Here is a 26929-nt window from a genome sequence, read left to right as displayed (position 1 = left end):
ATCCGAAAGGCATACACCCAAGACCGTATCATTCCCCTATCGGTTAAGATCAGTTACATCACGGTCATTCTTTTTCTGCTCTTGCGCTTGAAAACTAAAGCGCTGCGATCTTTTCCGCTTATCAAGTTTCATACAGGTGGTGAACTTTGTGAATAAGGAGTTATCCTTTAAAAATATAGTCGGCATTTGGCTCCTGGCAATCGTTTTCCTCGTTTTACACGGAATAACCATTTCCTTCGGAACATTTGACCGCGAAAATATATTTATCTACCTCACATTTTTTATAAACGGTGCTTTATGGCTTTTCCTGCTGGTAAAAGAGTTATGGGAACGCCCATACTCAATGAAGATCATTTTCTATACATTCAGTCTGTTCTTCTTTTACTTTGCGGGACTGATACAATATATCGCAGGCAGGTTCCCGTGGATAGTCTACCGCGACAACGAAACGGTTCTGAAAGCAAACTGTCTTCTCTTCCTGTTTACTGTAAGTTATGAATTCGGTTCGCAAATAGTTTCTGAAATGAAACTAAACACTAAGGGACTCGTTCTTAAAGAATTCAATATTACCAATGCAAGACTGGTCATCATCACTCTTATCAGTCTCGCGGTTTTCATAAACAAGGTAAGAATGGTAGGATTTGCAGGCCTTTTCTCGCGACTGACCGTAAGAGGAACAGTAGAATACAGCGAAAGCTCAGCTATAACCATGCTTGTAAAGCAGTTACTTATGGCTTTACAGAGTATTGCGGCGCTTGTAACGCTTATGGCCGCAAAAAAGAACTACAAAAAATCAATATTCTTTATCATATGCTTAGGCTGTCTCGCGTGTACATATCCCCCGGGAATGATCTCAAGATACGCAGTGGCAACAATTTACGGCTCGATATTCATACTTATGTTTGACAGCTTCAAGAAAAACAGAGTGTTCATACTGTTTTTCGTCCTTGCTTATACGATATTGTTTCCGTTTCTCAACAATTTCCGACACGCTGATTACGCAGACGTTGATACGATCAAAGCCCTTTCAAACACCTTAGAAGGCATAAAAACAGGCTGGCTTGCCGGAGATTATGACGCATACGCCACCTTTTCGCTTACCTTTGACAGCGTGAAAGCAGCAGGAGCAACTATGGGGCGTCAATTATTAGGCGTATTCTTTTTCTTCGTTCCCCGTGATATGTGGCCGAACAAGCCGATCGGAAGCGGAGCTTATATGGGTCAGAGCCTGGGCTGGACATTTACCAATGTATCCTGTCCTCTACCGGGGGAAGCATATATCAACTTCGGCACTTTCGGAATAATCCTGTTCGGTGCCGGCTTCGGCTTTTTATCAAAGATCATGGACAAATTCTACTGGGAAAAAAAATCGACAGTAAATACAAAGTTCGACATATTATATGCAATTTCACTCATGATGTTCTTCTTTATGCTAAGAGGAGACCTTCTTTCAAGCTGGGCATATCTGATAGCATACATATCAGTTTGGGTGCTATTCACCTTTAACATCCCCGAAAGCCTGTTGAAAAAAGGCTGATCCTCCCCCGTCACTGGTTATCTATTGAAATCTGAAAGGACAATAGCCAAAAATGAAGAAAACATACACAGTCAGTGAACTGCTCAGGCTTATGAGAGAACATATCAGACTGATAGCTGCGGTTGCGCTGCTCAGCGGAATAGCAGTATTCGCTTTTTCAAAGTATATGCTTCCGCCGGAATATTCTTCACATATATCACTTTATGTCAAGAACTGCTCCGAAAGCTCGGGCAGCAGCCGAAAAGTGAACGATATCATGATATCAAAGCAGCTTGTTACCACCTACGTAGAGCTGCTGAACGATGACGCTGTCTTGAACGCAGTTGGAGATGCTCTTATCAGCAAGTATGATGCCAGCGACCTGAAAGAAAAGATTTATGTCAATGAATACGGCGTAATACCAGCTTCGACTATAAGGAATCTCATGGCTATAAAGTATTCGCCGCTTACTTCGGTAATAAAGATAACGGTCAACTGCAATGACGCTCTTTTAGCCGCCGATATATGCAACGCTATAGCAAAGTCAGCTTCCACCTATGTTCAGAGTGCAGTAGGAGTAGGCTCGGTCAGCGTTACTGATATCGCAAAGGTTTACCCCGACCCTGTTGGCCCTGATATTCCCAAGAATACTATAATCGCAATGATATCTGCCGTACTTGCGATGTTCATGATAATTCTCATAAGAGACTACCTCAACAATTCCATAAAGAATACAGAAGAGCTGGAACAGGCTTTCAGCACACCCATTATCGGCGAAATAAAACATTTCGGCGACAAAAAGGCCGACTCAGGCAGCTTCTTGAAGCCAGACTCTCTCATTTCGGGACAGAAATTACCGTTCGAGGTCGTTGAGAGCTACAAGCTGCTGCGCGCAAATCTCCTCTTCACCATTGCTGATTCCGGGAAAAAGGTGATCGCAGTTTCAAGTGCTGAACACGGCGAGGGAAAAACCATGACAGCTGCAAATATTTCCATTGCCCTTGCAGAGGCAGGCAGCAAGGTGCTTCTTGTAGACGGAGATATGAGAGTTCCCACTCTGCATAAGACCTTCGACGTAAGTAACAATACAGGTCTTTCGACTCTGATAATCAAGCGCTCATCGGATATAATCTCCATACACTCCGATGTACTGAAAAATCTCGATCTGCTCCCATCAGGTCCTATACCGCCAAATCCCTCGGAGCTCCTCGGTTCCGAAAACTTCAGAAAGGTCATGGAACGCTTATCGCAGGATTACGACCACATCATCATTGATACGCCGCCTCTCAGCGTGGTCAGCGACGCAGCTGCCATGAAGGACGCTGTTGACGGTATCATACTGGTCGTTCGCCATGCTTCCACCACATATGACAAGGTCTCGGAATGCGTTGAAAGGATAAAATTTGCAAATGCCGATCTGCTTGGATTTGTAGTGAACGAAGTCCACGCAAAAAGCAAGAACAATTATTATGATTACTGATAAAAAACTCCCGAAAGAATAGTACGAATACCTATATAGAAGATCTAAGCCATAGTATTTCTGATATACATTCAGAAGTACTATGGCGTTTCTATTGCCAATACAGTGATGTCGTGTTATAATTTTTATTAACATAAATCATGAGGGGACAATGATATGAACTATAGATGTGAAGAAACATATAATGAGGAATTTGAGAACATAAAACGTATAGTACTTGGCTCTGATCGTTCTTATTATATATATCGGGATGATAAACCATATGTGATTATCGAGGTACGCTTGTTTGAATGTTTTTCGGATACTGTTTTCTTTCATGATCATTTTGTTATCGGGAATTATTATGAAGGTGTATATATAATCAATATGCTTGATTTAAAAGTAATACATAAAGATATTTCAGGCTATTTTGGATACTTTGAGATCATAGATGATAACCTGTATGTTTTGGGGTGTAATAACATTACTGCGTTTGACTCATGCATGAACGAAAAATGGACAAGTAAAGATATAGCAGTCGATGGAGTGATTTTAAAGGAAATTGAAGGTGATTCAATTGTTGTATCTTGTGAAATGGATCCACCGGGTGGCTGGGTCAATAAAAGAATTAGTCTATCAAGCGGTAAACAGATTTAGTCAGAAAGATCTAATTTGAAATCTGCAGATTCTGATCTATCTTATCAGCTATATAAAATACAATGCCCCGAAGCGCTTTAAAATGCTTCGGGGCAAAACTTTTATGTTTGTATCTGTCTTACTCTTTCAGGAGTTTTCATCGTATTTATCATACAGGAAGCGATGGTATCAGCTTCAGCATATACTGCTGGATAGCAAGAGCGTCATTGGAAGTTATACCGTTGCCGTTCCCCTCTACGTCGCCGTTGGCTAAGCCCTGTTCTGTGATGTGTGTCTCAGCTGTGCCGTTCACACCGTACTTATTCGGATTTGCAAGGCTCTGCATGATAAGAACTGCGTCTGCAAGATCAACTCCGCCGTCGTTGTTGGCATCTCCCGGGCGGACCTGTACAGGCTTGCCTGATGTTGTAGTTGTTGTGGTGGTCGTCGTAGTAGTGGTTGTGGTGGTAGTAGTGGTAGTTGTTGTAGTCGTAACCGCAGGTGTTTCCCTTACGAATGCAATGTAGTTCATGCAGGCTCCGCTCATGCCGTTTGTACCGAGAGTAAGAGCTTCTCCTGCCTTTATTTCCTTTGCATAGACCTCAAATGGTCTTACAGCCTCGCTGTCGTTTATCTCCACAACTTCACTCATATGCTTGAAACTGCCGAGCCATGACGGCGGTGTGGTAACTCTCTGGTCAAGAGCCACATATACCGTGATATCCTTTGCCGCTGTGAGTACGGCAAGGTCGGAGTCGGTATTCTTTGAGTTGCAGGCTGTGCGGATAAGCTCGCTGCCGCTTGTACTCCACGGAACAGAAGCGATAACGTGATCGCGGTCGCCGAACGCCTTGTCGCCTGCGGAGTAGTTCTCAACGATAGACCACTGTGCGCCGTAGCTTGCGTCCTTGATATCAAGGCGTGCAATGAGAGTGCTTCTCATGTACTCGTTTATTATCTGCGGAACATCGCCGCTGCCGCTGGAAACTGTTCCTGCGTTGTATGCCTTGTTCTGCATTCTGCCTGCGTAAGCTGTTACATCAGCCTTTGCAGCGTCTGCTGAGGTCACGCTGTAGCTTCCGTAGATCTTTGAGGAGTCGGTGTCGAAGTTGTCATAACTGTCGCCGCCGCCCTTGAGATTGTTCACATAAGCCTTGTCACTGCGTGAATTTACTATCTGATAAGCAAGTCCGCTGCCCATATCGCAGCTTACGAACTTGTCGCCGTAGGACTTGATAGTTCCCGAATACGGATCGCTTCCCATATTTACAGCGTCAAGAGGGAGCTTTGTATTCTCGAAGTAATTACATTCTGAGAATATCTTTGAATTGTGTGAAGCAGCTATTCCGTACTGCTTGTTGTTGTAGAAATAGTTGTTGTAGCTGTGAACGTGTGCCACTCTTGCACGGGGGTTACGTGACTCGGTATTATTGAACCAGTTGTGGTGGTAGGTTATCCAGTCCTGCTCGTGGCTCGTTCCGCCGCCTACGAGAGAGGTCTTGTGAGCGTCCTTGAATACGTTGTAGGAAACTGTTACGTACTCAGCCCACTTGATATCGAGGGAGCCGTCGCCGTCAGCCTTGTCGTCATCGACGATACCGTTGCCTGCGTAAGCGTTGTAGCCCTTTTCGATAGTGTTGTTATGTACCCATATGTGGTATGACTTTGAAGAACTGCCGCCCGACATCGAGATACCGTCGTCGGGATACTGTCCGAGCCAGAGGTTCCTTACCTCACAGCTTGTGCTGTGCTTCATATCAAAGCCCCACTTGTTGAGATTGCAGTCATAGCCGATACCCTCAACGGTCACGTTCTTTCCGCCGTTCATATAGAGCATATTGGAACCGTCATTCTGCTGACCGTTATTTGCCTTTGCTCCCGAGGGAACGTCGATAGTGCCGATAAGTCTGAAGCAGACATTGCTCGGTCCCGCATTGAAGATATTGAAAAGGCCTGTCTTTCCGCCCCATGTTACAGTATCCTTAGTGGAGTTTGTAACATAGATGACCGTAATGCCTGATTTCAGCGTACCGTCGTTATTATAGGCGCCTACTGCCTCTGTTGTGTTCCAGTGGGCGTAACCGCTCCTGTCGTAAGCCATAGGCTTTACGTCACAGCTTGCAGAACCGTTCGAGCCCTGAATGTTTACAGTATAAGTCGTATTTCCCTTGAGTCCGGGGATATCCACTCTCGAACCGCGTATGAGCTGAGAGTCAACAGCTGTATAATCAGATGTGCCTGCAAGGGCATAGCTTACCTTAACATTATTGCCTATCTTTGAGCTGTCCCACTCAACAAAGGCTGTCTCGAACCAGCCGCCGCAGGTCTTTACAGCTCCCTCAACGTTTGAGGATGTCTGACCGTTATTATCGCCGCTGCTGCCTGAGCTGCTGTCTCCGTTCAGGTATGAAGGAGTCCAGTTGTTCATATAGTTCTTTATGTTGATATTCGCAGCGTCGCTGTCGGAGACAGTATGTCCCCTGCGCTGTGAAAGGTCGACTCTCTGACCGTTTGAGAGCTTCGTGCCGTTCTCCTTGAAGCCGTCAACGCTCTCTGGCTCAACTCCGCTCATGGATGTCCAGCCTGCGGCAGTTATCATATTGCCGTTCTGGAGAGTTGTATTCACGAAGAGCACCTTTGCAGTCTGACCCCAGGGTCTTCCGAGATAACCTGCGCTTACTGTAAGGTCTGAGCTTGCAGTTACCTTGCAGTCCTTGAAGAGATAGCCTGTGTATGGGCTTCCCTGTTCTCTTGCGGCTGTGATGTAACCGCCGACGGAGCCGCTGCTGTAGCCCTTCCAGCGGAGCTCACAGCTGTCGAATACAGCGTTGCTGCCGCCGAAGATGTAGTCTGTCTGTCCCTCGATGAGACAGTTCTTGTAGTACTGGGGCGAACCGCCTGTGTAAAGAGTATCCTGGCTTGACAGGAACTTGCAGCCCAGGAACTCAGCATAGCCCGTATCTACCGAGAGAGCAGCCGCACGCTCTGTTGCAGCCTTGGACTTTGCGTCTGTCCAGTTGTTTCTCACCTGAGTTATCTTTGTAACAGAGGTATCACCTGTGAGCTCCACGCCGTCGTTGAGCTCCTCCTGAGTGATATAGCGGTTGAATGAATTCTCAAAGACGATATTCTTCGCCTTGAAGTTGGTAGCCTTCGGCCAGAGCTGGACTGTTGCGCCCCAGCGGTAGTTTGCTACGTTCTTGCTGCTCTTTGAAGCCGCAAGGTTTGCGTCGTAATAGCCCTTTGAGTTCGCGCTGTAATACTTATAGCCTATGCCGTAGTACCATGTGAGCACTGCGTCGCCCTTTTCGGGCTCGTCGTTAACAAATGTTATGTAGGGTGTCTGAACGATGACCTGCTGACGGTATGTACCGGGAGCGATGTGTATCGTTACTCTTGTGGATTCTGATGACGGATTAAGAGATGCAGCCTTGTCGACAGCCGCCTGCACTGTCGAGAAGTTGTTGTTTCTGCCCGAATAGCCCACATAGAGGTCTGTGCCTGCGGCGTATGTCTTCATGGTCGGGAATACCGACATATACGCAAGCAGCACAAACACAGCGGCTGCAAAGGCAAAAAGCTGCAGAGCAAGCTTTTTTGTTTTACTAACCATTGTATTTTACTCCTTTTCATTTTGTAACTCCGCTGCCTAAAGCGAAGCCGTTTTCCCTCCGCGGCGGATATCCTGTTCCTCACAGCGCAGAGAAACGTCAGAATATACACCTATACACCATAATTATAACATGGTTGGTTATAGTTGTAAATATTTATTTGGTAAGAGCTTTTTAATTTGGCAGATTATACAACGGTGTTTTCCTCTCTTTGGATATATTTCCATTTTCTCCCGATTTTTTAAGCTTTCCGCTTTATTTTAACTCCTGAACGCATTTCGGCACTGAATGAACGTACCTTAACTTGACATTGCGGCGGAGAATGGTATAATAAAAGTATCGTTATTTTACGCAGATATCAGCATTGGAGGAGTTTTTATGAAATTCAGCAGCACCGAAGAATGGAAAAGCAAAATAAAGCGCGTAGTCATCTCTGAAGATGAGATACGCGCAGAAATAAAAAAAGCGGGAGCATATATCGACTCCCTGTACGACGGCTCTCCTATTCTCCTTGTAAGCATACTCAAGGGAGCTTTCGTCTTTATGGCTGACCTCTGCCGCGCAGTCACAGTTCCCTGCGAGATAGCCTTTATGGCGGCAAAAAGCTACTTTGAGGGCACGGAATCCTCAGGACACGTTGAGATAACTATGGACCTGAAGCACGATATCAGCAATTATCATGTCGTTATCGTCGAGGATATCGTGGATACGGGACGAACCCTCAATGAGATAAAGAAGATACTCGGAGTAAGAGCTCCCCTCTCTCTCAGGATAATGACTCTTCTCGACAAGCCCGACCGCCGCGTTGTAGAGCTGAAAACGGACTACTCACTTTTTACTATCCCAGATTATTTCGTTATCGGCTACGGTCTCGACTATGGCGAATTCTACCGCAATCTGCCGTATATTGCGGAGTTTGCTGAATAACAGGAACACTGAAAAAGGACAGCTTTCGCTGTCCTTTTGCTTTTTAATGATTATTTCCGCCCTTGAACTCTTTCTTTACTATAAGTATCTCCTCTTTCTCAACGAGTTCCCTGCCTTCAAAGCCAAGCCTTATGATATAGGGCATGAAGTCGATGATACGCATGAAATCGTCAGCTCCGAAGCTGTTGTCATAGTAGTGGAGTATGGTACTGAGAGCCGTTCCGTGAGTTCCCACCATTACGCTCTCGTCCCTGTGTGTATCGAGGATATCACCAAGAGCCGCAATATTCCTGTCCATTACCGAGCGCAGGCACTCGCCGTCGCTCTCGCAGAAATCAAGGTCTGCCCAGCGTCTGCGGAACATCTCGGGATTATTGCTGTTCGCTCCGCTGATACGCTCATGGAGCCGCTCGTCTATGGCTATTGTCAGCCCATGCTCGTCGGCGGTCTGCTTTATTGTATCATAGCTGCGCTTGTAAGGGCTTGAAACAGCGAAATCAAGGTGTATATCCCTCATGGCTTCAACTACCCTGAGAGTATCCCTCTGCCCCTCCTCAGTAAGAGGCCTGAGCTCCGCGTTTGTACAGCTGTAATCGGGCTGTGCATGACGGACAAAGTATATGTTTGTCATATCCTTTTCTCCTTTATATCGTCCATAAGCTCGTCTGCATACTCGTCATAGCCGTGGATATCCATGAGCTTTTTCAGCACCTTCAAAGCCTCTCTGCGCTTTCCGTGCTGTGCGAGCTCTTCGGCATAGGTCATGGAACACCGTTTGTCCATATCGTTTTCATTGTAGCAGAGAGTCATATATTTCAAAGCCTCATCCTCCTGCCCGAGTCCCTTGCAGGCGCGGTAAAGCCAGTAGTACGTGTACTGAAGATGTTCAAGCTCCTCAGAAAGCAGCAGCTGCTCCTTTGCTTCGGAGTATCTTTCCATCTGACACAGAGTCCTGCCGTATTCAAAAAGCTCGTTTGCAAGCTGACTGCTCATACCGTTATCACAGCCTCTCTTTAAAATCGTCATACCCGAAGCTGCGGAGCGTTTCAAAGCTTCCGTCCCTTTTCAGGAGCAGTATCGCAGGCAGGGGCATACCGTTGAATGTATTGTTCTTGACCATTGAGTATATGGCCATATCGCCGAATACGAGCCTGTCGCCGATATGAAGCGGCTCGTCGAAGGAGTACTCCCCTATAACGTCGCCTGCAAGACAGGTCTGCGAACCGAGACGGTAGCTGTACTTCTTCTCCCCCTTTTCACCGGCCCCCATAAGCGGCGGACGATAGGGCATTTCCAGCACATCGGGCATATGACAGGCAGCCGAGGTATCGAGGATAGCTATAGGCATATCGTTCTCCGTGAGGTCGAGCACCTCCGTAACGAGCCAGCCTGCATTGAGAGCTATTGCCTCTCCGGGTTCGAGAAAGACCTCCAGCCCGTACTTCTCCTGCATACGGCGTATACACCTTTCAAGACGCGGTATATCGTAATCCTCACGGGTTATGTGATGACCGCCGCCGAAGTTTATCCATTCAAGCTGCGGAAGTACATCTCCGAACTTTTCCTCGACTGTGTCAAGGGTAGTTTCAAGGTCGTCGGAGTTCTGCTCGCAGAGAGTGTGGAAATGTATGCCAGTAACTCCGCGGAGGTCGTCTGTGCGGAAGTTACTGCGTGTTATGCCAAGTCTCGACTTCGGCGAGCAGGGGTCGTATATCTCATGCCCCTCCTGTGTGGAACACTCGGGATTTATGCGGAGACCTATCTTCTTCCCTGCCGCAAGGACACGGTCGCGGTACTTATCCAGCTGCGTGAATGAGTTGAATATGATATGTCCGCAGTATGATATTATCTCGTCTATCTCACTCTCGCGGTAAGCTGCGGAAAAAACGTGATTTTCCTTTCCCATTTCATCGTGTCCCAGCTTTGCCTCGAAAAGTCCGCTGCAAGCCGTACCTGCCAGGTATTCCCCGATGAGGGGATAGAGATGATAGCATGAGAAAGCCTTCTGTGCAAGGAGTATCTTTGCGCCTGTGCGCTGTGAAACGCCGCGCAGTATCTCCAGATTGTGAACAAGTGCCGGCTCGTCTGCGATATAGCAGGGAGTCGGCAGCTTCGATGTATCAAACATATTATTCTTTACCGCCGAGGAAGTCGTTCATGGTGATCTTTACTCTCGGCTCGCCGCTCTCGTCGGGCTCGATCATCTCGACCTTTTCCATTACGATAGGAGTTTTCGGAACAGCGATCTCGCCGCTGCTGTTCATGTCTCGGTCAACCTTTGTGAAGTCGTCAACGACCTCCATACCCTCCGTAACGTTTGCGAATGCAGCGTAATTACCATCAAGAGTGCCTGCATACTGGCCGTTGTAGCAGATGAAGAACTGGCTCGTCCCGCTGTCGTAGGAGTCGCCTCTGCGCGCCATGGAAACCACTCCGCGCTGATGTGAGAGCTCGTTGTTCACGCCGTTAGCCTTGAACTCGCCCTTGATAGACTCGCCGCTGCCGCCTGTTCCGTCGCCCTTCGGGTCTCCGCCCTGTGCCATGAAGCCGTCAACTACACGGTGGAATGTAAGGCCGTTGTAGAAGCCCTGATTTACCAGATACTCAAAGTTCTCACAGGTTATCGGCGCCTGATCGGGGTGCAGTGTGAGGACTATGGTATTTCCCGACTGAACATCATTTCCCTTCTGGTCGGGGAGGTCGAGCTCCTTGCCGCAGCCTGTGAGCATGAGCATAGAAACCGCAGCTGCCACAGCCATTATTTTCTTAAAATTTCCGAAGCTTTTCATTTCTATTCTCCTTTTTTAAGGCTGACGTCGGTAAACATCAGCCTTTTTATCATATTTATCCTTGTAAATGCAAATCCTGTGACAGCTCCTGCGATGTTGAGAATAAAGTCGTCAATATCGCAGGCTCCGCACATGGTTATGAACTGTATTATCTCCACGCCTGTTATAACTGCCGAAGCCGTAAGCAGAAAGCTCACGAAGCGGCGCTGCTTTTTCCATAAAGCAGGGAGAAACACTCCAAAAGGCATGAATATAAGCAGATTCCCCACAAGATTATCCCTGGAGAGCTCAAGATAATACATATTCCTTTCCCGTATATAACCAATAAACTCAATAACCGTCCGAAACGGCAAAAAGTTGGTATTCTCACGGAAATACTCGCCGTATGTGTAAAAACGCAGCATACTTGCTCTTATGAAAAAAAGAAGATTCAGCGCAAGAAATACATATAATACAAACAGCGAGCATATTATAAGCTTTTTGACATTCATATCAGTCAACAAGAACAGGGTTGAAGTCCTCCTCCCAGGGAAGTCCCCACTTGTTGAGAGCCTCCATAAACGGATCGGGGTCGAATTCCTCGATATTGTAAACGCCAGCCTTCTTCCATGTGCCTGTCATAATCATCATAGCGCCTATCATAGCAGGAACGCCTGTGGTATATGAAATAGCCTGCGAGCCAACTTCCTTGTAGCACTCCTGATGATCGCAGATGTTGTAAAGGTAGTAGTTCTTGTCCTTGCCGTCCTTCTTTCCGCGGAAGATACAGCCGATGTTGGTCTTGCCCACTGTTCTCGGACCCAGTGACGCAGGGTCGGGAAGTACAGCCTTGAGGAACTGGAGCGGAACTATCTCCCTGCCCTCGTACATGATAGGCTCGATAGATGTCATACCGACGTTTTCGAGACACTTGAGGTGTGTGAGGTAGCTCTGACCGAATGTCATGAAGAAGCGTATGCGCTTTATGCCCTTGATGTTGAGAGCAAGGGACTCAAGCTCTTCGTGGTGGAGGAGGTACATATCCTTCTCGCCTACGCCCTTGAAGTTGTAAACGCGCTTTATCTCCATAGGCTCTGTCTCAACCCACTTGCCGTCCTCGATGTAGCTGCCCTTAGCTGATACCTCGCGGATATTGATCTCGGGGTTGAAGTTTGTAGCAAACGGATAGCCGTGATCGCCGCCGTTGCAGTCGAGAATGTCGATATAGTTTATCTCGTCAAACTGGTGCTTCATTGCGTAAGCCGAGAATACGCCTGTTACGCCGGGGTCGAAGCCGCTTCCGAGGAGTGCGGTTATACCTGCCTTCTCAAATCTCTCGCGGTAAGCCCACTGCCACTTGTACTCGAACTTTGCAGTATCCAGGGGCTCATAGTTTGCAGTATCAACGTAGTGTGTCTTTGTAGCGAGGCAAGCGTCCATAATGGTAAGGTCCTGATATGGCAGCGCAAGATTGAGCACTACGTCGGGCTTGTAGCTGTTGATGAGAGCAACGAGCTCGTCAACGTTGTCAGCGTTTACCTGTGCTGTCTCGATGACAGTCTTTGTTGTAGGCTGGAGCTTCTCTTTCAGCGCGTCGCACTTTGACTTTGTGCGGCTTGCTATCATAATGCCCTCAAATACCTCGCTGTTCTGACAGCACTTGTGAATTGCCACGGACGCAACGCCGCCGCAGCCGATGATCATACATTTTCCCATTTTTAATTCCTCCGTATCTTAAATAATATTTATGTTATAGTATGGATAAAATCTGCATTTCCTAAAATTCAGACAAGCCGTTAATATATGCTGCTGTCAGGTATATTCCCAGTATAAACAGCAATACTGCTCCGACAAATATACATATCCATTTTATCGCCTGCAAGATATTATTTCTTTCTTCCTCGGGGCAGATATATGATCTGGGGTTATCAGGGTCTACCCAAAGATCAACATGAGCTCCATCAGGCTTCTTTTTTCTCCACGAGCTGCTGGTACTTCCTGTACATCTGCATAATTCGCCTTTATAGCTGTACTCATATACAGGCGCAGTTTTGTAATATGTCCTGTCTTCATCTCTTTCATAAAAAGAAACATCGGTAAAATGAATTACTTCCGCAACAACTCTTTCGGTACACCTTGCCCTTCTTCTCTTTTCTTCCATTGTGCCCTTTATCACTATATATAATATACTGAACACGAACACAACGCCTGCCAGCACAAGAAAAACAACAAGTCCTTTTTCGAGTATAGATTCCATATGCTCACCTTTATTCAAAAACAAGCTTCATCGGTCTGAACGCTGAAACGCTGTCCTTAAAGCCCAGCTTCTTATACAGCGGATACCCCTCCGCGGAAGCTTTCAGTTCTATATAGTCAAGCTCCAGAGCCTTTGCGTCGGCAATAAGCAGCTCCATAAGAGCTTTTGCTATCCCCTGCCGCCTGTACTCCGGCCTGACATACACGTTGAGCACAGTTCCCGTCCTGCCATGCGGAAAGTTGGAATTCGGCGGCATCTCTTGCAGTACAAGAAAAGCCGAACCGATGACGGTTCCGTTGTCCTCGGCAGTATATGCATAGAAGTCGCGGTTCAAATGCTTATCATAATACTCCGGCAGTCTCTCCTTTATGCGTTCAGCCTGTTCATCAGGCATTCCGGGGAAGTCCTCGCGCAGGTACTCCATGCGTATATCGGTAAGTCCTGCTGTATTTTCAGCTCTGAAAATTTTCATATTCGACCTTCTTTATGACGTTTTTCAAATGCCTCACGACATCGCCAGCAGCATTTCCCTGATTATCTTGCAGGCAACAGCCGTGGAAACTCCGCTCTGATCGTAAACGGGACTGAGCTCGTTCACGTCGCAGCCCACTATATCCAGCTTGCTGCACACAAGAGTCACAGCCTTTCTCAGCTCGTCGAATGTGACTCCTCCCGCCTCAGGAGTTCCTGTACCGGGGAATACAGACGGGTCAAGCACATCGAGGTCGAGGGTGAAGTACACCTTTTTCCCTTTGAGCTTCTCAACGACCTCTTCAAGTCCGTCGAAGCTGAACTTATACATTTCCGTATGCCCGTCAGCAAATAAAAACTCCTCGCGGTCGCCGCTCCTGATACCGAACTGGAAGATATGACCGTCTCCCACAAGCTCATGGCAGCGCCTCAGCACACAGGCATGGGACATCTTCTGTCCGAGATAGTCGTCGCGGAGGTCAGCGTGAGCGTCAAAGTGTACGATATAAAGGTCGTTGTACTTTTTGTTCACAGCCATGACAGAACCGAGAGTTACAAGGTGCTCGCCACCAATCATAAAGGGCAGCTTATCATCCGCAAGTATCATATCCGCACGTGCAGCGATATCCGCTACTGCGCGGTCGGTGCTGCCGAAGGGGAGCTCTATGTCTCCGCTGTCAAAATAGCTGTAGTCCGTCATATCCTTATTCTGATAGGGACTGTAGGTCTCTATACCGAAGCTCTCATTGCGTATCGCAGAGGGAGCGAACCTCGTTCCGGGGCGAAAGCTGGTAGTACCGTCGAAGCCTGCGCCGAAAAGGACTATCCCGGCGTCCCCGTATTCGCTGTCACAGGCTATAAATGTCTGTATATTCTTATTCAACATCTCTGAGAAGCTCCTCTACATAGCATGGGAGCGCGAAAGCTCCCGTATGAAGTCTTGGGTTGTAGTACCTCGTCTTTATGCCGAGCATACTCCATTTCGTACCGTTATAGTCATTGGTTGGGTGATACTTCTTTGAAGCAAAGCCGAAAAGCCAGTGTCCCGAGGGATACGTTGGGATATGCGCCTGATAGACCTTGCTTATGGGGAAGCTCTCCACTATACGCTTATGGGAGCGCTGCATAGCCGCCGCGTCCTCGTCGTAGAACGGGCTCTCATGCTGATTTACCATGATACCGTCGTCACGGAGCGCCTTGAAGCAGCTGCCGTAGAACTCCTTGGTGAAAAGTCCCTCTCCCGGACCGAACGGGTCTGTGGAATCGACGATGATAACGTCGTACTGGTCGGTACAGCGGCGAATGAACTTCACGCCGTCCTCATAGTATACATGGACTCTCGGGTCATCGAAGCGGCAGGCAGTAGTAGGCAGGTACTTCTTGCAGACCTCCACTACCAGCTCGTCTATCTCAACAAGGTCGATGCTCTCAACGGAAGCATAGCGCGTTAGCTCGCGGACAACGCCGCCGTCGCCTGCACCGATGACCAGTATATTCTTCGGGTTGGGGTGGACTGCCATAGGTACGTGGGTTATCATCTCGTGATATATGAACTCGTCCTTTTCCGTCAGCATCATGTAGCCGTCCAGCGTAAGGAAGCGCCCGAACTCCTTTGAGTCGAAGATGTCTATGCGCTGGAACTCGCTGTTTCCGCTGTAGAGCTGATGATCCACCTTTATTGAAAATTTAACGTTCGGAGTATGTCTCTCCGTGAACCATAATTCCATACTATACCTCCGTTCACAAATCATAATTCTGTTTCGCAGAATCATGACCTGTCCGCTGACGCATTTACCCCTGCAAGCTTCATTGCAAGCTTCAGATATATGGGCATTACGATAAAAATAATGAAAAACGCAGCGATAAAGCTGATAATAAGCGATTTTACATACATCGTGCCAAACGGCGGCAGATGAGCGTGTCCGTGGCTCATCTTCAAAGCCATTTTCCGCGCAAGAGCTATCATGGCAAGCGTTATGACCGGCGTGTATATAAGATCAGAGACAAGTGCCGAGACCATATTTGCAGGTAGGCTCTGTTCCCTGAGCTTCACAGCCTTTACAGCTCCGCTCTCGAGCTTACTCATAGGAACGATAAAGCCTATGAGTAAGCTGATGGCAAAACTTGCCGCAAAGCTTATAAGGAAGGGTATCAGTTTAAAGCCTTCCTCCGATGTAAGATTTCCTATCAGTGACAAACAAAAACTGAGAGTTGCTCCCATAAGGAGAGTCATTATCATTCCAACTTTTCTCATATCCAGGTTCCCTCCATAAAAAACGCATTGCAAAACGCCCCCCAGCGTTTTACAGCACATCACAGATCGAGGACGTTGAGTCTCTCGATATTTATATCCTCAGTACCCGTCATCTGGCAGCCCTTTTCCTTGGCGTACTTGATATACTCGATTATCTCGTGAGTAATCAGTTCGCCCGGAGCAAGTATCGGTATACCCGGCGGATAGCACATGACGAATTCGCTGCATATCTCGCCTGCGGCTTCATCGAGGGGCAGAGAACGCTTTGCCGCGTAGAATGCCTTTCTCGGAGTTTCCGACACCACAGGGCTTATATATTCCTGAGTGAGCATATCCGCTCCGTCCTTGCCGAAGCGGCGCTTTATCTCGGCAAGAGCGCTTATAAGGCGCTCGATATCGCGTTTCCTGTCGCCTACCGAGATGTATGCGAGGACGTTTCCGATATCGCCGAACTCTATCTGTATATCATACTCGTCACGGAGAAGGTCGTAGACCTCTATTCCTGCGAGACCTATAGGCAGAGTATAGATACTCAGCTTTGATACATCAAAATCATAGATACTGTCGCCGTTTATGAGCTCCTTGGAGTAAGCGTAGTAGCCCCCTATCCCGTTTATCTCCGAGCGTGCATATTCAGCCATTTCCACAGTCTGCGCGAATATCTCCCTACCGCCGAGAGCAAGTCTTTTTCTTGATATATCGAGACTTGACAGCAGCAGATACGAAGCGCTGGTGGTCTGTGTAAGATTTATCACCTGACGCATATAGTCTGCGTTGACATTCTTTCCGAGAAGAAGGAAGGAGCTCTGTGTGAGACTTCCTCCCGACTTGTGCATACTTACGGAAGCACAGTCTGCTCCTGCCGCCATAGCGGTGAGGGGAAAATTCTCCCCGAAGTAGAAGTGCGTACCGTGAGCCTCGTCAACAAGCACCAGCATACCGTGAGCATGAGCAAGCTCCGTTATCTTCTTCAGGTCGGAGCATATGCCGTAGTACGTGGGATTATTGACCATTATCGCCTTTGCGTCGGGATTTTCCCTGATAGCCTGTTCCACCTGTGCCACCGACATACCCAGAGCGATACCAAGTCTGGTATTCACGTCGGGATTGACGTAAACAGGCACAGCTCCCGTGAGGATAAGAGCGTTTATGGCGCTCCTGTGGACGTTTCGCGGCATGATTATCTTGTCGCCCTCCTTGCAGGCGTACATGAGCATACTCTGTACCGCAGAGGTAGTTCCCCCCACCATGAAGAAAGCGTTTGCAGCTCCGAAAGCCTCGGCAGCCAGCGCCTCCGCGTCCTTTATGACGGATACGGGGTGACAGAGGTTGTCGAGTGGCTTCATTGAGTTGACGTCAACATTCATGCAGTCCTCGCCGAGGAACTCGGTAAGCTCCATATTTCCTCTGCCGCGCTTGTGGCCGGGTACATCAAAGGGCACTATCCTCATGCGGCGGAATTTCCTCAGTGCCTCGTAAATAGGCGCATTTGTCTGGGAAAGCTCAGCCATTTCCGAACACGTTCCTTCCGCTGAAAATTTCTATCATCTCCCGCTGGAGGGCGTTGGTTATCTCAAGTCTGCGCCTCGGCGGAAGCTCGTTAACATCTGTATTGAACAGGTAATTCTGCAAGTCAAGCTCCTTTATGAGCATTTTTGTGTGGAACATATTCGCCTGATACACATTTATGTCCACAACGTCGTACTTATCCAGTATCTTTTCATCTATATAGTTCTGTATGGAAGTGATATCATGGTCGATGAAGAGCTTTTCGCCGTCAAGGTTGCGTGTAAAGCCCCTTACCCTGTAGTCCATTGTGATGATATCCGAATCGAAGCTGCCGATAAGGTAGTCGAGAGCCGTAAGCGGCGTTATCTTGCCGCAGGTTGCAACATCTATATCCACACGGAATGTGGCGATGCTTGTATCGGGGTGGAACTCGGGGTAGGTGTGGACTGTTACATGGCTCTTGTCGAGGTGGGCAACAGTCTCGCTTCCTCCTGCGGGTATCATCGTATCGTCAGCGATAAGGAAGGTAGCCGACGCGCCCTGAGGGTCGTAGTCCTGACGGGAAACGCTGAGCACCTGCGCTCCTATCATCTCCGTTACATGGGTCATTATATCCGTTATACGCTCAGAGTTGTACTGTTCGTCGACATAGGCGATGTACTCCTGCTGAGAGCGCGCCGTTTTGGCATAACAGACGTCGTAGATATTGAAGCTCAATGACTTCGTAAGATTATTGAACCCATAGAGTTTAAGCTTATTCTCCATAATAAACACACCTTTATAAACAAAAATGCACACAAAAGACCTTATCAGCCATTGTGTGCATGAAATATACGTGTAATACGCGAAACTTCATTGACGGTACAGAGTCTATATAAGCAAGTACTACCTTTTACTACTCTTATTGACCTTTCACAAGCTGATGAGAACTTATAAAAACTTTATCGACATACAGTCGAATCAATAAGGCAACAGAAGTTGCCAGCCGGAATATCGGCGTTCGGCATTTGACCCGGCTGTCCGTATGGCCTCAACTCCACTGGGAGTGGTCAATAGTCTTGCTCTGAAACCGAAGCTTCTTTTGCAATGAGATTATTTTATCACATTTTGCTATTGTTGTCAATACTTGCACGTTATATTAATGCCTATTACGTAAAAATTTCTCCTGTTTCAATAAGCTCAGCAGTTCTGATGTTATTTTTCACAAAAATATATTGACAAATCAGAGGTTTCAGGTTAAAATAGAAACATAGGAGTCCAGCCGCTCCGGCGGAAAACGCAGGGTCTCCCACAACAGCTCGGCAATATCATTCCGGAGAGGACACAGTTTTCAACACAGCTGCATATCTGTTAACGGAACGGTAAAAAACGAGGAATAATTATGTAATAAAGTGTTCATAAACGTCACTGATAAATGAAAATCAGATGAAATCGGCAGCTTAATCCTTGACAAAAAATGCACAATGACATATAATGTTTTTGTGGCACAAGGGGTGTGCCTATGAAACATTTTTTTACATGAAACAGGAGGATTATAAAAATGGGTGTATTTCAGAGATTATCAGACCTTCTCAAGGCAAACGTAAACGATCTTATCGACAGAGCTGAAGATCCGGAGAAGATGGTCAAGCAGATCATTATCGATATGCAGACCGAGCTGGCTAAGGCTACTCAGAATTACGGCAAGGCAAAGGCAAGCGAGCGCCTCGCTGAAAAGAAGTACCTCGACGCTCAGAAGGTCTCGGCTGACTGGGAGTCAAAGGCAAAGGCTGCTCTCGCAAAGGGCGACCAGGATCTCGCTAAGCAGGCTCTCGCAAGAAAGGTCAAGGCTGACGAAGATCTTGCAAATTATAAGGAAATGTACGACTCTATCTCTGCACAGACAGACGCTATCGGCGATCAGGTAGAGGTACTCAAGTCCAAGCTTGAAGAGGCAAAGAGCCGTCAGGCAATGCTCATCGCACGTTCACAGATGGCAGACACACAGAAGAGCCTTGCAAAGGCTGCAGGAAGCTTCGACCCAAACTCTTCCTTTGACAAGTTCCAGAGAATGGAAGAAAAGGTAGTACGCAAGGAAGCAGAAGCTGCTGCATTCACAGAGATCGCAGGCGACGCTCTCACAGGCGGCACAGGCGACGAGCTGAAGAATACCTTCAGAGACCTTGAGTCTGAGGCAAAGGTAGACGCAGAGCTCCAGAGACTTCTTGCCGAGATGAACGGCGGCGCTAACAGCACAAAGTAATAACAGCAAAGGAATTTCAACATGAGCCGCAAGAAAAAGAATATCTGTCCCGAAAAGAAAATGTTCAGGGAGTCGCTTCCGCTGTTGGGCGCGATCTTCCTCGTAATAGCATCCGCAGCATACATCCTTTTCCGCAGCTGGAGCAATAAGATCTACTACGAAAAGTGGAAAGAATACGAAGATTGCGGTATCTGAATATGACACAAAAGCTCCGAGGCTTCATGCTTCGGAGCTTTTTCAGTGAACAGTTCTTAACTCTTAGTTCTTTAATTTCTTTTTGCAAACGATGATAATTATTTGTTAAGCACTTTCTCACTTGCATATATAAAAGCAGCTCCCCGAAATATCGGGGAGCTTTCTGTTACGTTATCAGTTTTCGGGAGTGAGACTTGTTATCTTGTGAAGCAGATACATCTGAATGCGGAGTGCGTCATTTGATGTAAGTCCCTTGCTCGAAGTATCAACGTCAGCGTTTGTAGCACCTTCTTCTGTGATGTGCTTGCTGTCTGTACCAGTAACGCCGTACTTGTTCGGATTTGCCAGAGCCTGCATGATAAGAACAGCGTCTGCCATGTCGATATTGCCGTCGCAGTTTGAATCGCCGTAGTTTACAGTCTTGTTGGGATCTTCCTTTGGATCGCCGTTCTGACCGCCATTGGGCTGTGTTGTAGTGGTAGTTGTTATTTTGGGTTCTGTGGTAGTAGTTGTTGTAGTTGTCGTAGCAGCAGATGTAGTAGTAGTTGTTGTTGTTGAAGTAGTTGTTGTTTCCTTAGAAGTTGTAGTTGTTGTCTCAACCTTAGGCTTAGTTGTGGTAGTTGTTACCTTAGGCTTGTCGCCGCCTGTACCGCCGAGACCGTCAGCCTTTGTGCCGTCGGGCTCTTCGCCGTAGTAAAGCTTGCCGTCAACGTAAACAGGTACATAAGGCGTGATAACGCCCTTTGCTGTGCCGTCTGCTGCATTAGCGCTCTTGCCTACGCCCTGTGCGGAGAAGTCGTTTGATGAATCCCAGCCGCTGCCGTAGTCAGGCATTACGATAGCAAGGAGTATCTCACACTGCTGCTGTCCCTCTGAAATAGGAAGAACAACACGTCCGTCAGGGAGATTTACCTCGATGTAGTAGATATCGCCGCTGTACTGGATAGGCTTGGAGATCTCAGCTGTCTTGTAGCCCTGTCCCGAATACATAGCGGACTGGTCACGGTCGCAGCGGATAACGAGATCCTCGGGGTTCTTGCCCATTGCCTTGACCTCGCTGAGGTCCATGAAGTATCTGAATGAGATATTGTCCTGAACTCTTGCAGGCCATGCGGAGTGGTTTGTAACCTTGAAGCTTATAGTCTGACCGCTTGCGTCGCCGCCCTTTGAAAGGACTTCAACGTAGAACTCAGGTGAATCGTGAACTTCCTTCTCCGGGAAGCTTGCGTCTCTTGAGCCGCCGTACTTGTCTATCATCTTGCAGAGCATAGCTGTGAAGCCTGCGTTATAGTCTGTAGCTACCTCGTTGTTGATGAAGTCCTGACGGTCGTCGTTGTAGGAACCGTCCTCATTAGGACCGCCTACGAGAGCGCCGTAAAGGATATGTCTTGCCTTATCCGGGATCTTGAGGTCATTCTTCCATGAACCGTGTGATGTACGGTGGTGTGGGTTCTGAGGGTACTTGTCGCCGAAGCCTACAACGTAGCTCTGCTTGTTGGGGTTGTCGCCGAGAGCGTAGTTCACCTGTGTCTCGGCAAATTCAGTATACTTTGCAGCCTCGGATGTGAGGATAGTATCGCTTGCAACAGTTGCGATGAAAGCAGCTGTATTTGCGTATCTCAGGCAGCCCCAGTTGCTCAGCCAGCGGAGTCCGCCGGGGATTATCTTAGCCTCGGTTCCGCTTACCCAGCGGTCACAGTGCTTCTTTACATGAGCGATAGCGCTGGAATCCTCTGTATTAAGAGCATAGAGAAGCATAGCGCCCTGCATGTTGTCGTCCCAGCAGTGTGCCCAGCCGTAAGCAAGAGTATCGCCCTCGCCCAACATTTTACCGAGGTTGGGGATATAGCCCTTTGCGTCAGCAAGGTAAGCGTCGTCGCCTGTTGCGATATACAGCCAGTTAGCTGCATAGAAGAGCTCGTCGTAGAAGTGGCTCGACTGATAGAAGCCCTGTGCGTCGCTCTTATTGTAAACATCGTCGCTTGGAGATGTCTTTGCGATATTGTAGATATTCTCGGCGTGCTTCAAGTAGTTTGCCTTCTTGGAAGCGTCGATATCGCCGTCAAGTGCAGCTGCACCGGCTGCGAGAGCTGCTGCCATTTCGCCGAATACAGCAGAACAGCCCTTTGAGGATTTAAGTATGGCACGAGCCTCCTCAACGGAATGTCCGTTATCCTCCATACCGTATTCCAGAAGCTCGACAGGACCCCACCAGGTATGGTCGTGCTTACCGATACCTACCTGATAAACTACCTCAGTGCCCTTGTCGCACTCTGCAAGATAGTCGAGAGCGAACATGAGGTTGTTCTCATAGGTATCCTTTATGCCTGCCTTTGTAAGTCCGTCGGGGTACTGATAAAGTCCCCATGCAAGCATTGAAGCAGAATAAGCCATAGGAAGATTGAACTTTACGTGGTCGCCTGCGTCGTACCAGCCGCCCAGTACAGGGTCGCTCATGGTAGAATCGGCTCTCCACTCCACTCTGTTCCAGTCAGGGAGCGGACCTGCCTGCTGTACCTCATAGAAATACAGCGACTTGTCAAGTGCGTCGACGTAGTTGAACTTGCCGTCGGCAGCGTTTGCTGTCATCATCACGCCTGCGGGCAGAGCCGAGACAGTTGAAGAAGCCAGCAGCATGGCGGAAACGATACCGCCTGTCAGTTTCTTAAGCATAGTAAAACTCTCCTCTCATTTTTTATTGCTCCGTCTTCGCGGAGCTTCCTCACGAGTATACCATAGCTATACACATTCATTATGCCACAATTTGCCGGTTATGTCAAGCAGATAATACAAATTTGAGTAGATAAAACAGTTTATAAATATCCATTTTATCAAGTAAACAATTCAAATCAATGCATTATGGATTGCCTTTAACTTCGGTATAGTAGTACACAGCCAGCTGAGTCCTGTCGCGCAGGGCGAGCTTATCCAGCAGACTGCTGATATAGTTCCTGACAGTTCCCTCGCTGAGGTAGAGCTGTCCTGCTATCTCCTTGTTGCTGAGCCCCTTTGCGACCAGTTCAAGAACCTCACGCTCCTTGTAGCTTATGCCGTGAGCGGCAAAGTCGAACTTCTCCTTCGGCACCATGAGCTCGGGGAGCTTTGTGATAATTTTCTCGCCGAAAACGCTCTGACCGCGCATTACCGCTTCAAGGGCAGGCGCTATACCGTCGAAGTCCTGTTTTAGTATGTAACCCTTTGCACCCATATTCAGAGCCTTGACTATATACTCGTCGTCGGAAAATGTGGTCAGATACAGTATACGTGCGTCGGGGAAATTTTTCAGGATAGTTTCCCCTGCTTCTATGCCGCTCATGTCGTCCATGCGGATATCCATAAGGATAACGTCGGGGCGGATACTGCTGTAAAGCTCTATAGCCTGCTGTCCGCTCTCGCCCATTGCAGCGACTGTCACGCTGCCCGTGCTTTCAAGTATGGTTTTCAGCGACAAGGCTACGAGCTTGTCATCGTCAATAACTATAATGTTCATATATACTCCTTTATTTAGGCACCGACATGAATATCCTGAAGCCCTCGGGCGACGGCGTAAAGGTTATCCTGCCGCCGAGAGCGGCTGCGCGGTCGGTCATATTCTTGAGACCTATGCCGCCTTCCTTTATCTCCGAGCAGTTTCCGTTGTCCTCCAGCATGAGCTGATAGAACCCGGGGTGCTCACGGATAACAATGATGATCCTGTCACCGTTTGAATGCTTCACTGCGTTGGAAAGCCCTTCCTTGACCACGCCTATCATGCACAGCTTCACATTGCCTGCCATATTCCCGCTTACGTCGCAGTCAAGGTTTACCGTGAACCTGCCGTCAACTGCGCTGATACTGTCCTCGATGACCTTTCTTAGATCAATGGAGTCGTCGTGAAGGTCGTGAACGCTCTCGCGTATGCTTGTCATAGCGCTGTCGAGCGTGGAACGCAGGCTCTCCAGCGGTTCGCGGAGCTGCTCGTCCTTGTTGATGACGATAAGGGCTCCCGACTGCAACAGCGAACGGGTGAGCATATGTCCCACATTGTCGTGTATCTCGCGAGCAATACGGTTCCGCTCTTTCAGCGTCGCAAGGTGTATCTCGTTGTCCTGCGCCTGTGCAAGTCTCATGTTCTGCTCCGAGAGCTGACGGTTCTTTCCTGCCACCTCGTCGCGGAGCTGCGTAAGCTTCTCGACGGTCTTTTCAAGTCCTGAAATACGGTTGTATACTATTATAGTGACAGCAGTAGCCGCGGCAGTTATCATGATCTGCCCGAATTTCAGGCTGTCGAACTTTAACAGCACCGTAACCGCAGGCATGATCAGCCACCATTTCTTCTCCCAGAGAGCGTCATACAGCATGAGCGGCACGGCACAGAAAAAGAGGGGAAAAGCTCCGCAGAGCAGTGAACAGCCCATTATCAGGACATATGCGGCTAACCGCCCTGTGAGCAGCTGTGTTGCCGCGGAAAAAGCGATAGTCACGATCGTGACGATAACAGGCTCAGAAAAGCTGTCCGACATGAAAAGGCTCATCATGCAGATAGTAAGTATGGCGAGCTTGTCAATAAGTCTGTTCAACACCTTCCCCCCTTGTTTTCATGATATTATTTCAGCTCAGCGACCGTAACTCCGTCCTCGCCCTCTCCGAAGAGACCGAGTCTGAACGTCTTTACGGACGGGTGAGACTTCAGACGCTTATGAACAGCCTGCCTGAGAAGTCCCGTACCCTTGCCGTGGATTATAGTTACTGTGGAAATATTCGACATTACCGCCTGATCTATGAATGCGTCAAGCTGATAAACGCCGTCGTCACAGGCGCAGCCGCGTATATCGAGCTCCATTTTGCCCCTGCGCTCCGCCTTTACGCCCACCTTGTTCATCTTTCTGCCCGGACGTATGGACTTGTTGCCCACTGTGACCTTTTCAGGCTCTTCAAGTCTGAGCCTTGATATGTTCATCTTCGTTTTCATTACGCCCATCTGAACGTATACGAAGTCGCTTCCGTCGGGCTCTCCCGAGATTATTCCCTTGCGCTGGAGGTCAACAACGTAGACCGTATCGCCCCTGCGGAGCTTTCTCGGCAGCACGTAGCCCTCGTTGGGGTCGCGCTTTTCCACGGGATTTGCCGTGTCGTACATCTTGTTGAAGCTCTGCTTGGTCTTAGCCTTCATGCCCGATACGTTTGCGCTGAAATCCTTCTTCTCCTTTTCCTTGCGGAGCTTGTCGAGCTCGTCGAGAAGCTCGTTGGACTCCGCCTTTGTCTGCTCGATAATTGTCATAGCGCGGAGCCTTGCCTTTTCAAGCTCCTCAGCCTTAGCGGCTTCGAGCTCCTCGCGCTCCCTGCGGATAGACTCCTCATGCTCTGCGGTCTGTATACGCAGACGGGTCATCTCGTCCCTCTGCTTTTCCAGCTCAACACGGGCAGCCTCGAGCTTTCCGATGACCTCTTCAAGCCGCGTATTCGCCTCGCTGACGCGGGCTTTAGCGTCCTCTATTATATCAGACGGCATACCGAGGCTCTCGGAAATCGCAAAAGCGTTGGACTTTCCGGGAGAACCCACGATAAGCTTATATGTGGGACGAAGAGTTTCTATATCAAATTCACATGAAGCATTCTCGACGCCGTCGCTGTCGATAGCGAATACTTTAAGCTCCTGATAATGGGTAGTCACCATTACCTTTGCGCCGCTCTCCATAAGGCGGCGGATAATGGATATAGCAAGAGCCGCGCCCTCTATGGGGTCTGTTCCCGAGCCAAGCTCGTCAAGGAGTACGAGCGACTGCTCGTCGGCTGTTTTAAGTATCTCAATTACCTTATTGGTATGCGATGAGAAAGTGGAGAGGTTCTGCTCAATGCTCTGACTGTCGCCGATATCCGCGAGGATATGGTCGTAGACCGATATTTTGCTGCCGTCGGCAACGGGGATAAGAAGTCCGCACATAGTCATAGCCGCAAGAAGTCCCGCAGTTTTCAGCGTTACCGTCTTACCGCCCGTATTCGGACCTGTTATGATGAGCGCCTGATAGTCCTCGCCGAGACTTATCTCCACGGGAACAGCCTTGTTCCTGTCAATAAGAGGATGACGGGCTTTTTTCAGGTGCATTTTTCCGTCGTCGGTTATCTCCGGCAGCGAGCAGCGGAGCTTTGCAGCAAGATTGGACTTTGCAAAATAGAGGTTCAGTTCCGTGCAGACCTTGTAGTTTTCCGCAAGTATATCCGCATAGTCGCCGCAGTCACGGCATAGCTGGTGGATAATACGCTCTATCTCCTCCTGTTCCTTTGCTTCAAGGAGGCGGATATCGTTATTGGCTTCAACTATAGCCATAGGCTCGATGAAAATGGTCTGACCCGTGGCAGATGTGTCGTGAATAAGACCGCTTACCTGTCCGCGGTACTCTGATTTTACAGGGAGAACGAAGCGTCCGTCACGTATGGTGACATTGCTCTCCTGCAGGTACTGCTGAGTGGTCTTGTTCTTTATCATCTTGTCGAGAGTTTCGCGGAGCTGCATACCTGCGCGGTTTATCTTACGGCGTATAGCCGCAAGCTCGGGACTCGCCGCATCTGATATCTCGTTTTCCGAGATTATGGAGCGTTCGAGCTTTTCCAGCAGCCAGTCATTGGGCTGGAGCCGTGAAAACAGGTAGCTGAGCTCTGTTTCCATGTTCTCGCAGTGGGCGTACCAGTCCGCGAGAGCCTTTATCTGTTTGAGCATTGCCGCGATATCGAGGAGGTCGCTGAGCGATATGACAGCTCCCGACTTTGCCCTTGCGGCAACAGTGCTTATGTCCTTGAAATTGCTGAAAGGCGGTGTTCCGAACTGCACCGAAAGGGACAGAGCCTGCGAGGTCTTGAGACATTCGTAGCGCACTCTTTCAAGGTCGTTATCGGGACGTACCGCCAGTGCCATACGGCGCGTTTCCTCATTGGAGGTAAGCTCCGCGAGCATTTCAAGTATTTTGTCCAGTTCAAGTGTTTTCAAATATTTATCCATAATTATCCTTTACTGTTGTAAATCATAATTTACGCAAACCCCAAAGGAAGGGATTCCAAAGGGTTCACAACCCTTTGGTCAGGTCAAGGGCTGACAGCCCTTGCGGGG

General features: G+C 48.4%; 24 protein-coding genes. 6 read left to right on the top strand and 18 right to left on the bottom strand.

The genetic code is table 11. The annotated features are described in order from the left end of the window. Positions 1–148: 148 nt before the first annotated feature. The 3 genes from IKW96_RS01030 to IKW96_RS01020 all read left to right on the top strand — a co-directional run bounded on the left by IKW96_RS01030 (position 149) and on the right by IKW96_RS01020 (position 3632). Positions 149–1537: an O-antigen polymerase gene (locus tag IKW96_RS01030; RefSeq protein WP_296569323.1), complete on the top strand. Its 1389-nt coding sequence runs from the start codon at positions 149–151 to the stop codon at positions 1535–1537. A gap of 52 nt (positions 1538–1589) precedes the next feature. Next, a complete protein-coding gene (locus tag IKW96_RS01025; RefSeq protein WP_296569320.1) occupies positions 1590–2996 on the top strand; it encodes a polysaccharide biosynthesis tyrosine autokinase in 1407 nt (468 codons plus the stop codon). A gap of 156 nt (positions 2997–3152) precedes the next feature. Then, entirely contained in the window at positions 3153–3632 is a 480-nt protein-coding gene (locus tag IKW96_RS01020; RefSeq protein ID WP_296569317.1) for a hypothetical protein, read from the top strand. Between the two features lie 148 nt (positions 3633–3780). Here IKW96_RS01020 and IKW96_RS01015 read toward each other — a convergent pair whose 3' ends face one another. Then, positions 3781–7224, bottom strand: coding sequence for a pectinesterase family protein (locus IKW96_RS01015; protein ID WP_296569315.1), 3444 nt, complete (start codon positions 7222–7224; stop codon positions 3781–3783). A gap of 376 nt (positions 7225–7600) precedes the next feature. On the opposite strand from IKW96_RS01015, the gene hpt reads away from it, so the two are divergent. Next, positions 7601–8149 (top strand): hypoxanthine phosphoribosyltransferase, encoded by a 549-nt coding sequence (gene hpt, locus IKW96_RS01010; protein ID WP_296569313.1) that lies wholly within the window; start codon positions 7601–7603, stop codon positions 8147–8149. Positions 8150–8192: 43 nt separating this feature from the next. Here the strand turns inward: hpt and IKW96_RS01005 are convergent, their stop codons facing one another. From IKW96_RS01005 to speD, 13 genes are all read right to left on the bottom strand, one after another. Continuing rightward, positions 8193–8780 (bottom strand): histidine phosphatase family protein, encoded by a 588-nt coding sequence (locus IKW96_RS01005; protein WP_296569310.1) that lies wholly within the window; start codon positions 8778–8780, stop codon positions 8193–8195. Beyond that, positions 8777–9175: a hypothetical protein gene (locus tag IKW96_RS01000; RefSeq protein WP_296569307.1), complete on the bottom strand. Its 399-nt coding sequence runs from the start codon at positions 9173–9175 to the stop codon at positions 8777–8779. Before IKW96_RS01000 ends, IKW96_RS01005 begins: the two co-directional genes overlap by 4 nt. Beyond that, positions 9150–10277, bottom strand: a complete 1128-nt coding sequence (gene nspC / locus IKW96_RS00995; RefSeq protein ID WP_296569304.1) for a carboxynorspermidine decarboxylase — start codon at positions 10275–10277, stop codon at positions 9150–9152. Before nspC ends, IKW96_RS01000 begins: the two co-directional genes overlap by 26 nt. 1 nt (position 10278) lies before the next feature. After that, the gene (locus IKW96_RS00990) at positions 10279–10938 is read right to left on the bottom strand and encodes a peptidylprolyl isomerase (protein WP_367112938.1); all 660 of its coding nucleotides are present in this window, start codon (positions 10936–10938) and stop codon (positions 10279–10281) included. Positions 10939–10940: 2 nt separating this feature from the next. Continuing rightward, complete coding sequence (locus IKW96_RS00985; RefSeq protein WP_296569303.1) at positions 10941–11429, bottom strand: VanZ family protein; 489 nt, start codon at positions 11427–11429, stop codon at positions 10941–10943. 1 nt (position 11430) lies between these two features. Next, positions 11431–12633, bottom strand: a complete 1203-nt coding sequence (locus tag IKW96_RS00980) for a saccharopine dehydrogenase family protein (RefSeq protein WP_296569300.1) — start codon at positions 12631–12633, stop codon at positions 11431–11433. A gap of 61 nt (positions 12634–12694) precedes the next feature. Then, positions 12695–13174 (bottom strand): DUF3592 domain-containing protein, encoded by a 480-nt coding sequence (locus tag IKW96_RS00975; protein WP_296569297.1) that lies wholly within the window; start codon positions 13172–13174, stop codon positions 12695–12697. 10 nt (positions 13175–13184) lie between these two features. Further along, positions 13185–13646 carry a GNAT family N-acetyltransferase gene (locus IKW96_RS00970; protein ID WP_296569294.1) on the bottom strand — a complete coding sequence of 154 codons (462 nt, stop codon included), beginning with the start codon at positions 13644–13646 and terminating at the stop codon, positions 13185–13187. Positions 13647–13679: 33 nt separating this feature from the next. Next, positions 13680–14531, bottom strand: a complete 852-nt coding sequence (gene speB / locus IKW96_RS00965) for an agmatinase (RefSeq protein WP_296569291.1) — start codon at positions 14529–14531, stop codon at positions 13680–13682. Continuing rightward, the gene (speE, locus tag IKW96_RS00960) at positions 14521–15372 is read right to left on the bottom strand and encodes a polyamine aminopropyltransferase (RefSeq protein WP_296569288.1); all 852 of its coding nucleotides are present in this window, start codon (positions 15370–15372) and stop codon (positions 14521–14523) included. Before speE ends, speB begins: the two co-directional genes overlap by 11 nt. A 41-nt stretch (positions 15373–15413) precedes the next feature. Then, the gene (locus IKW96_RS00955; protein ID WP_296569287.1) at positions 15414–15899 is read right to left on the bottom strand and encodes a hypothetical protein; all 486 of its coding nucleotides are present in this window, start codon (positions 15897–15899) and stop codon (positions 15414–15416) included. Between the two features lie 59 nt (positions 15900–15958). Beyond that, positions 15959–17410 (bottom strand): aminotransferase class I/II-fold pyridoxal phosphate-dependent enzyme, encoded by a 1452-nt coding sequence (locus IKW96_RS00950; RefSeq protein WP_296569284.1) that lies wholly within the window; start codon positions 17408–17410, stop codon positions 15959–15961. Beyond that, positions 17403–18173 carry an adenosylmethionine decarboxylase gene (gene speD / locus IKW96_RS00945; protein WP_294754286.1) on the bottom strand — a complete coding sequence of 257 codons (771 nt, stop codon included), beginning with the start codon at positions 18171–18173 and terminating at the stop codon, positions 17403–17405. Before speD ends, IKW96_RS00950 begins: the two co-directional genes overlap by 8 nt. Before the next feature lie 775 nt (positions 18174–18948). Between speD and IKW96_RS00940 the strand changes: the two genes are divergently transcribed. Together IKW96_RS00940 and IKW96_RS00935 are read left to right on the top strand one after the other, a co-directional pair. Further along, on the top strand, positions 18949–19650 hold the full coding sequence (locus IKW96_RS00940) for a PspA/IM30 family protein (RefSeq protein ID WP_296569282.1): 702 nt from the start codon (positions 18949–18951) through the stop codon (positions 19648–19650). A gap of 21 nt (positions 19651–19671) precedes the next feature. Next, positions 19672–19845 (top strand): hypothetical protein, encoded by a 174-nt coding sequence (locus tag IKW96_RS00935; protein WP_296569280.1) that lies wholly within the window; start codon positions 19672–19674, stop codon positions 19843–19845. Positions 19846–20019: 174 nt separating this feature from the next. On the opposite strand, the gene IKW96_RS00930 is transcribed toward IKW96_RS00935, so the two are convergent. The 4 genes from IKW96_RS00930 to IKW96_RS00915 form a co-directional block, all read right to left on the bottom strand. Then, the gene (locus IKW96_RS00930; RefSeq protein ID WP_296569275.1) at positions 20020–22518 is read right to left on the bottom strand and encodes a glycoside hydrolase family 9 protein; all 2499 of its coding nucleotides are present in this window, start codon (positions 22516–22518) and stop codon (positions 20020–20022) included. A 184-nt stretch (positions 22519–22702) separates the two neighbouring features. Then, a complete protein-coding gene (locus IKW96_RS00925) occupies positions 22703–23335 on the bottom strand; it encodes a response regulator transcription factor (RefSeq protein WP_296569273.1) in 633 nt (210 codons plus the stop codon). A 10-nt stretch (positions 23336–23345) separates the two neighbouring features. Further along, positions 23346–24404: a histidine kinase gene (locus IKW96_RS00920; RefSeq protein ID WP_296569268.1), complete on the bottom strand. Its 1059-nt coding sequence runs from the start codon at positions 24402–24404 to the stop codon at positions 23346–23348. Between the two features lie 26 nt (positions 24405–24430). Continuing rightward, entirely contained in the window at positions 24431–26821 is a 2391-nt protein-coding gene (locus IKW96_RS00915) for an endonuclease MutS2 (RefSeq protein ID WP_296569265.1), read from the bottom strand. Positions 26822–26929: the final 108 nt, after the last annotated feature.

This window comes from Ruminococcus sp. (assembly GCF_017549005.1).
Classification (GTDB): domain Bacteria; phylum Bacillota; class Clostridia; order Oscillospirales; family Ruminococcaceae; genus Ruminococcus.
The sequence above is the reverse complement of the archived record's forward strand: the minus strand, read 5'-3'. Positions and strand labels throughout refer to the sequence as shown.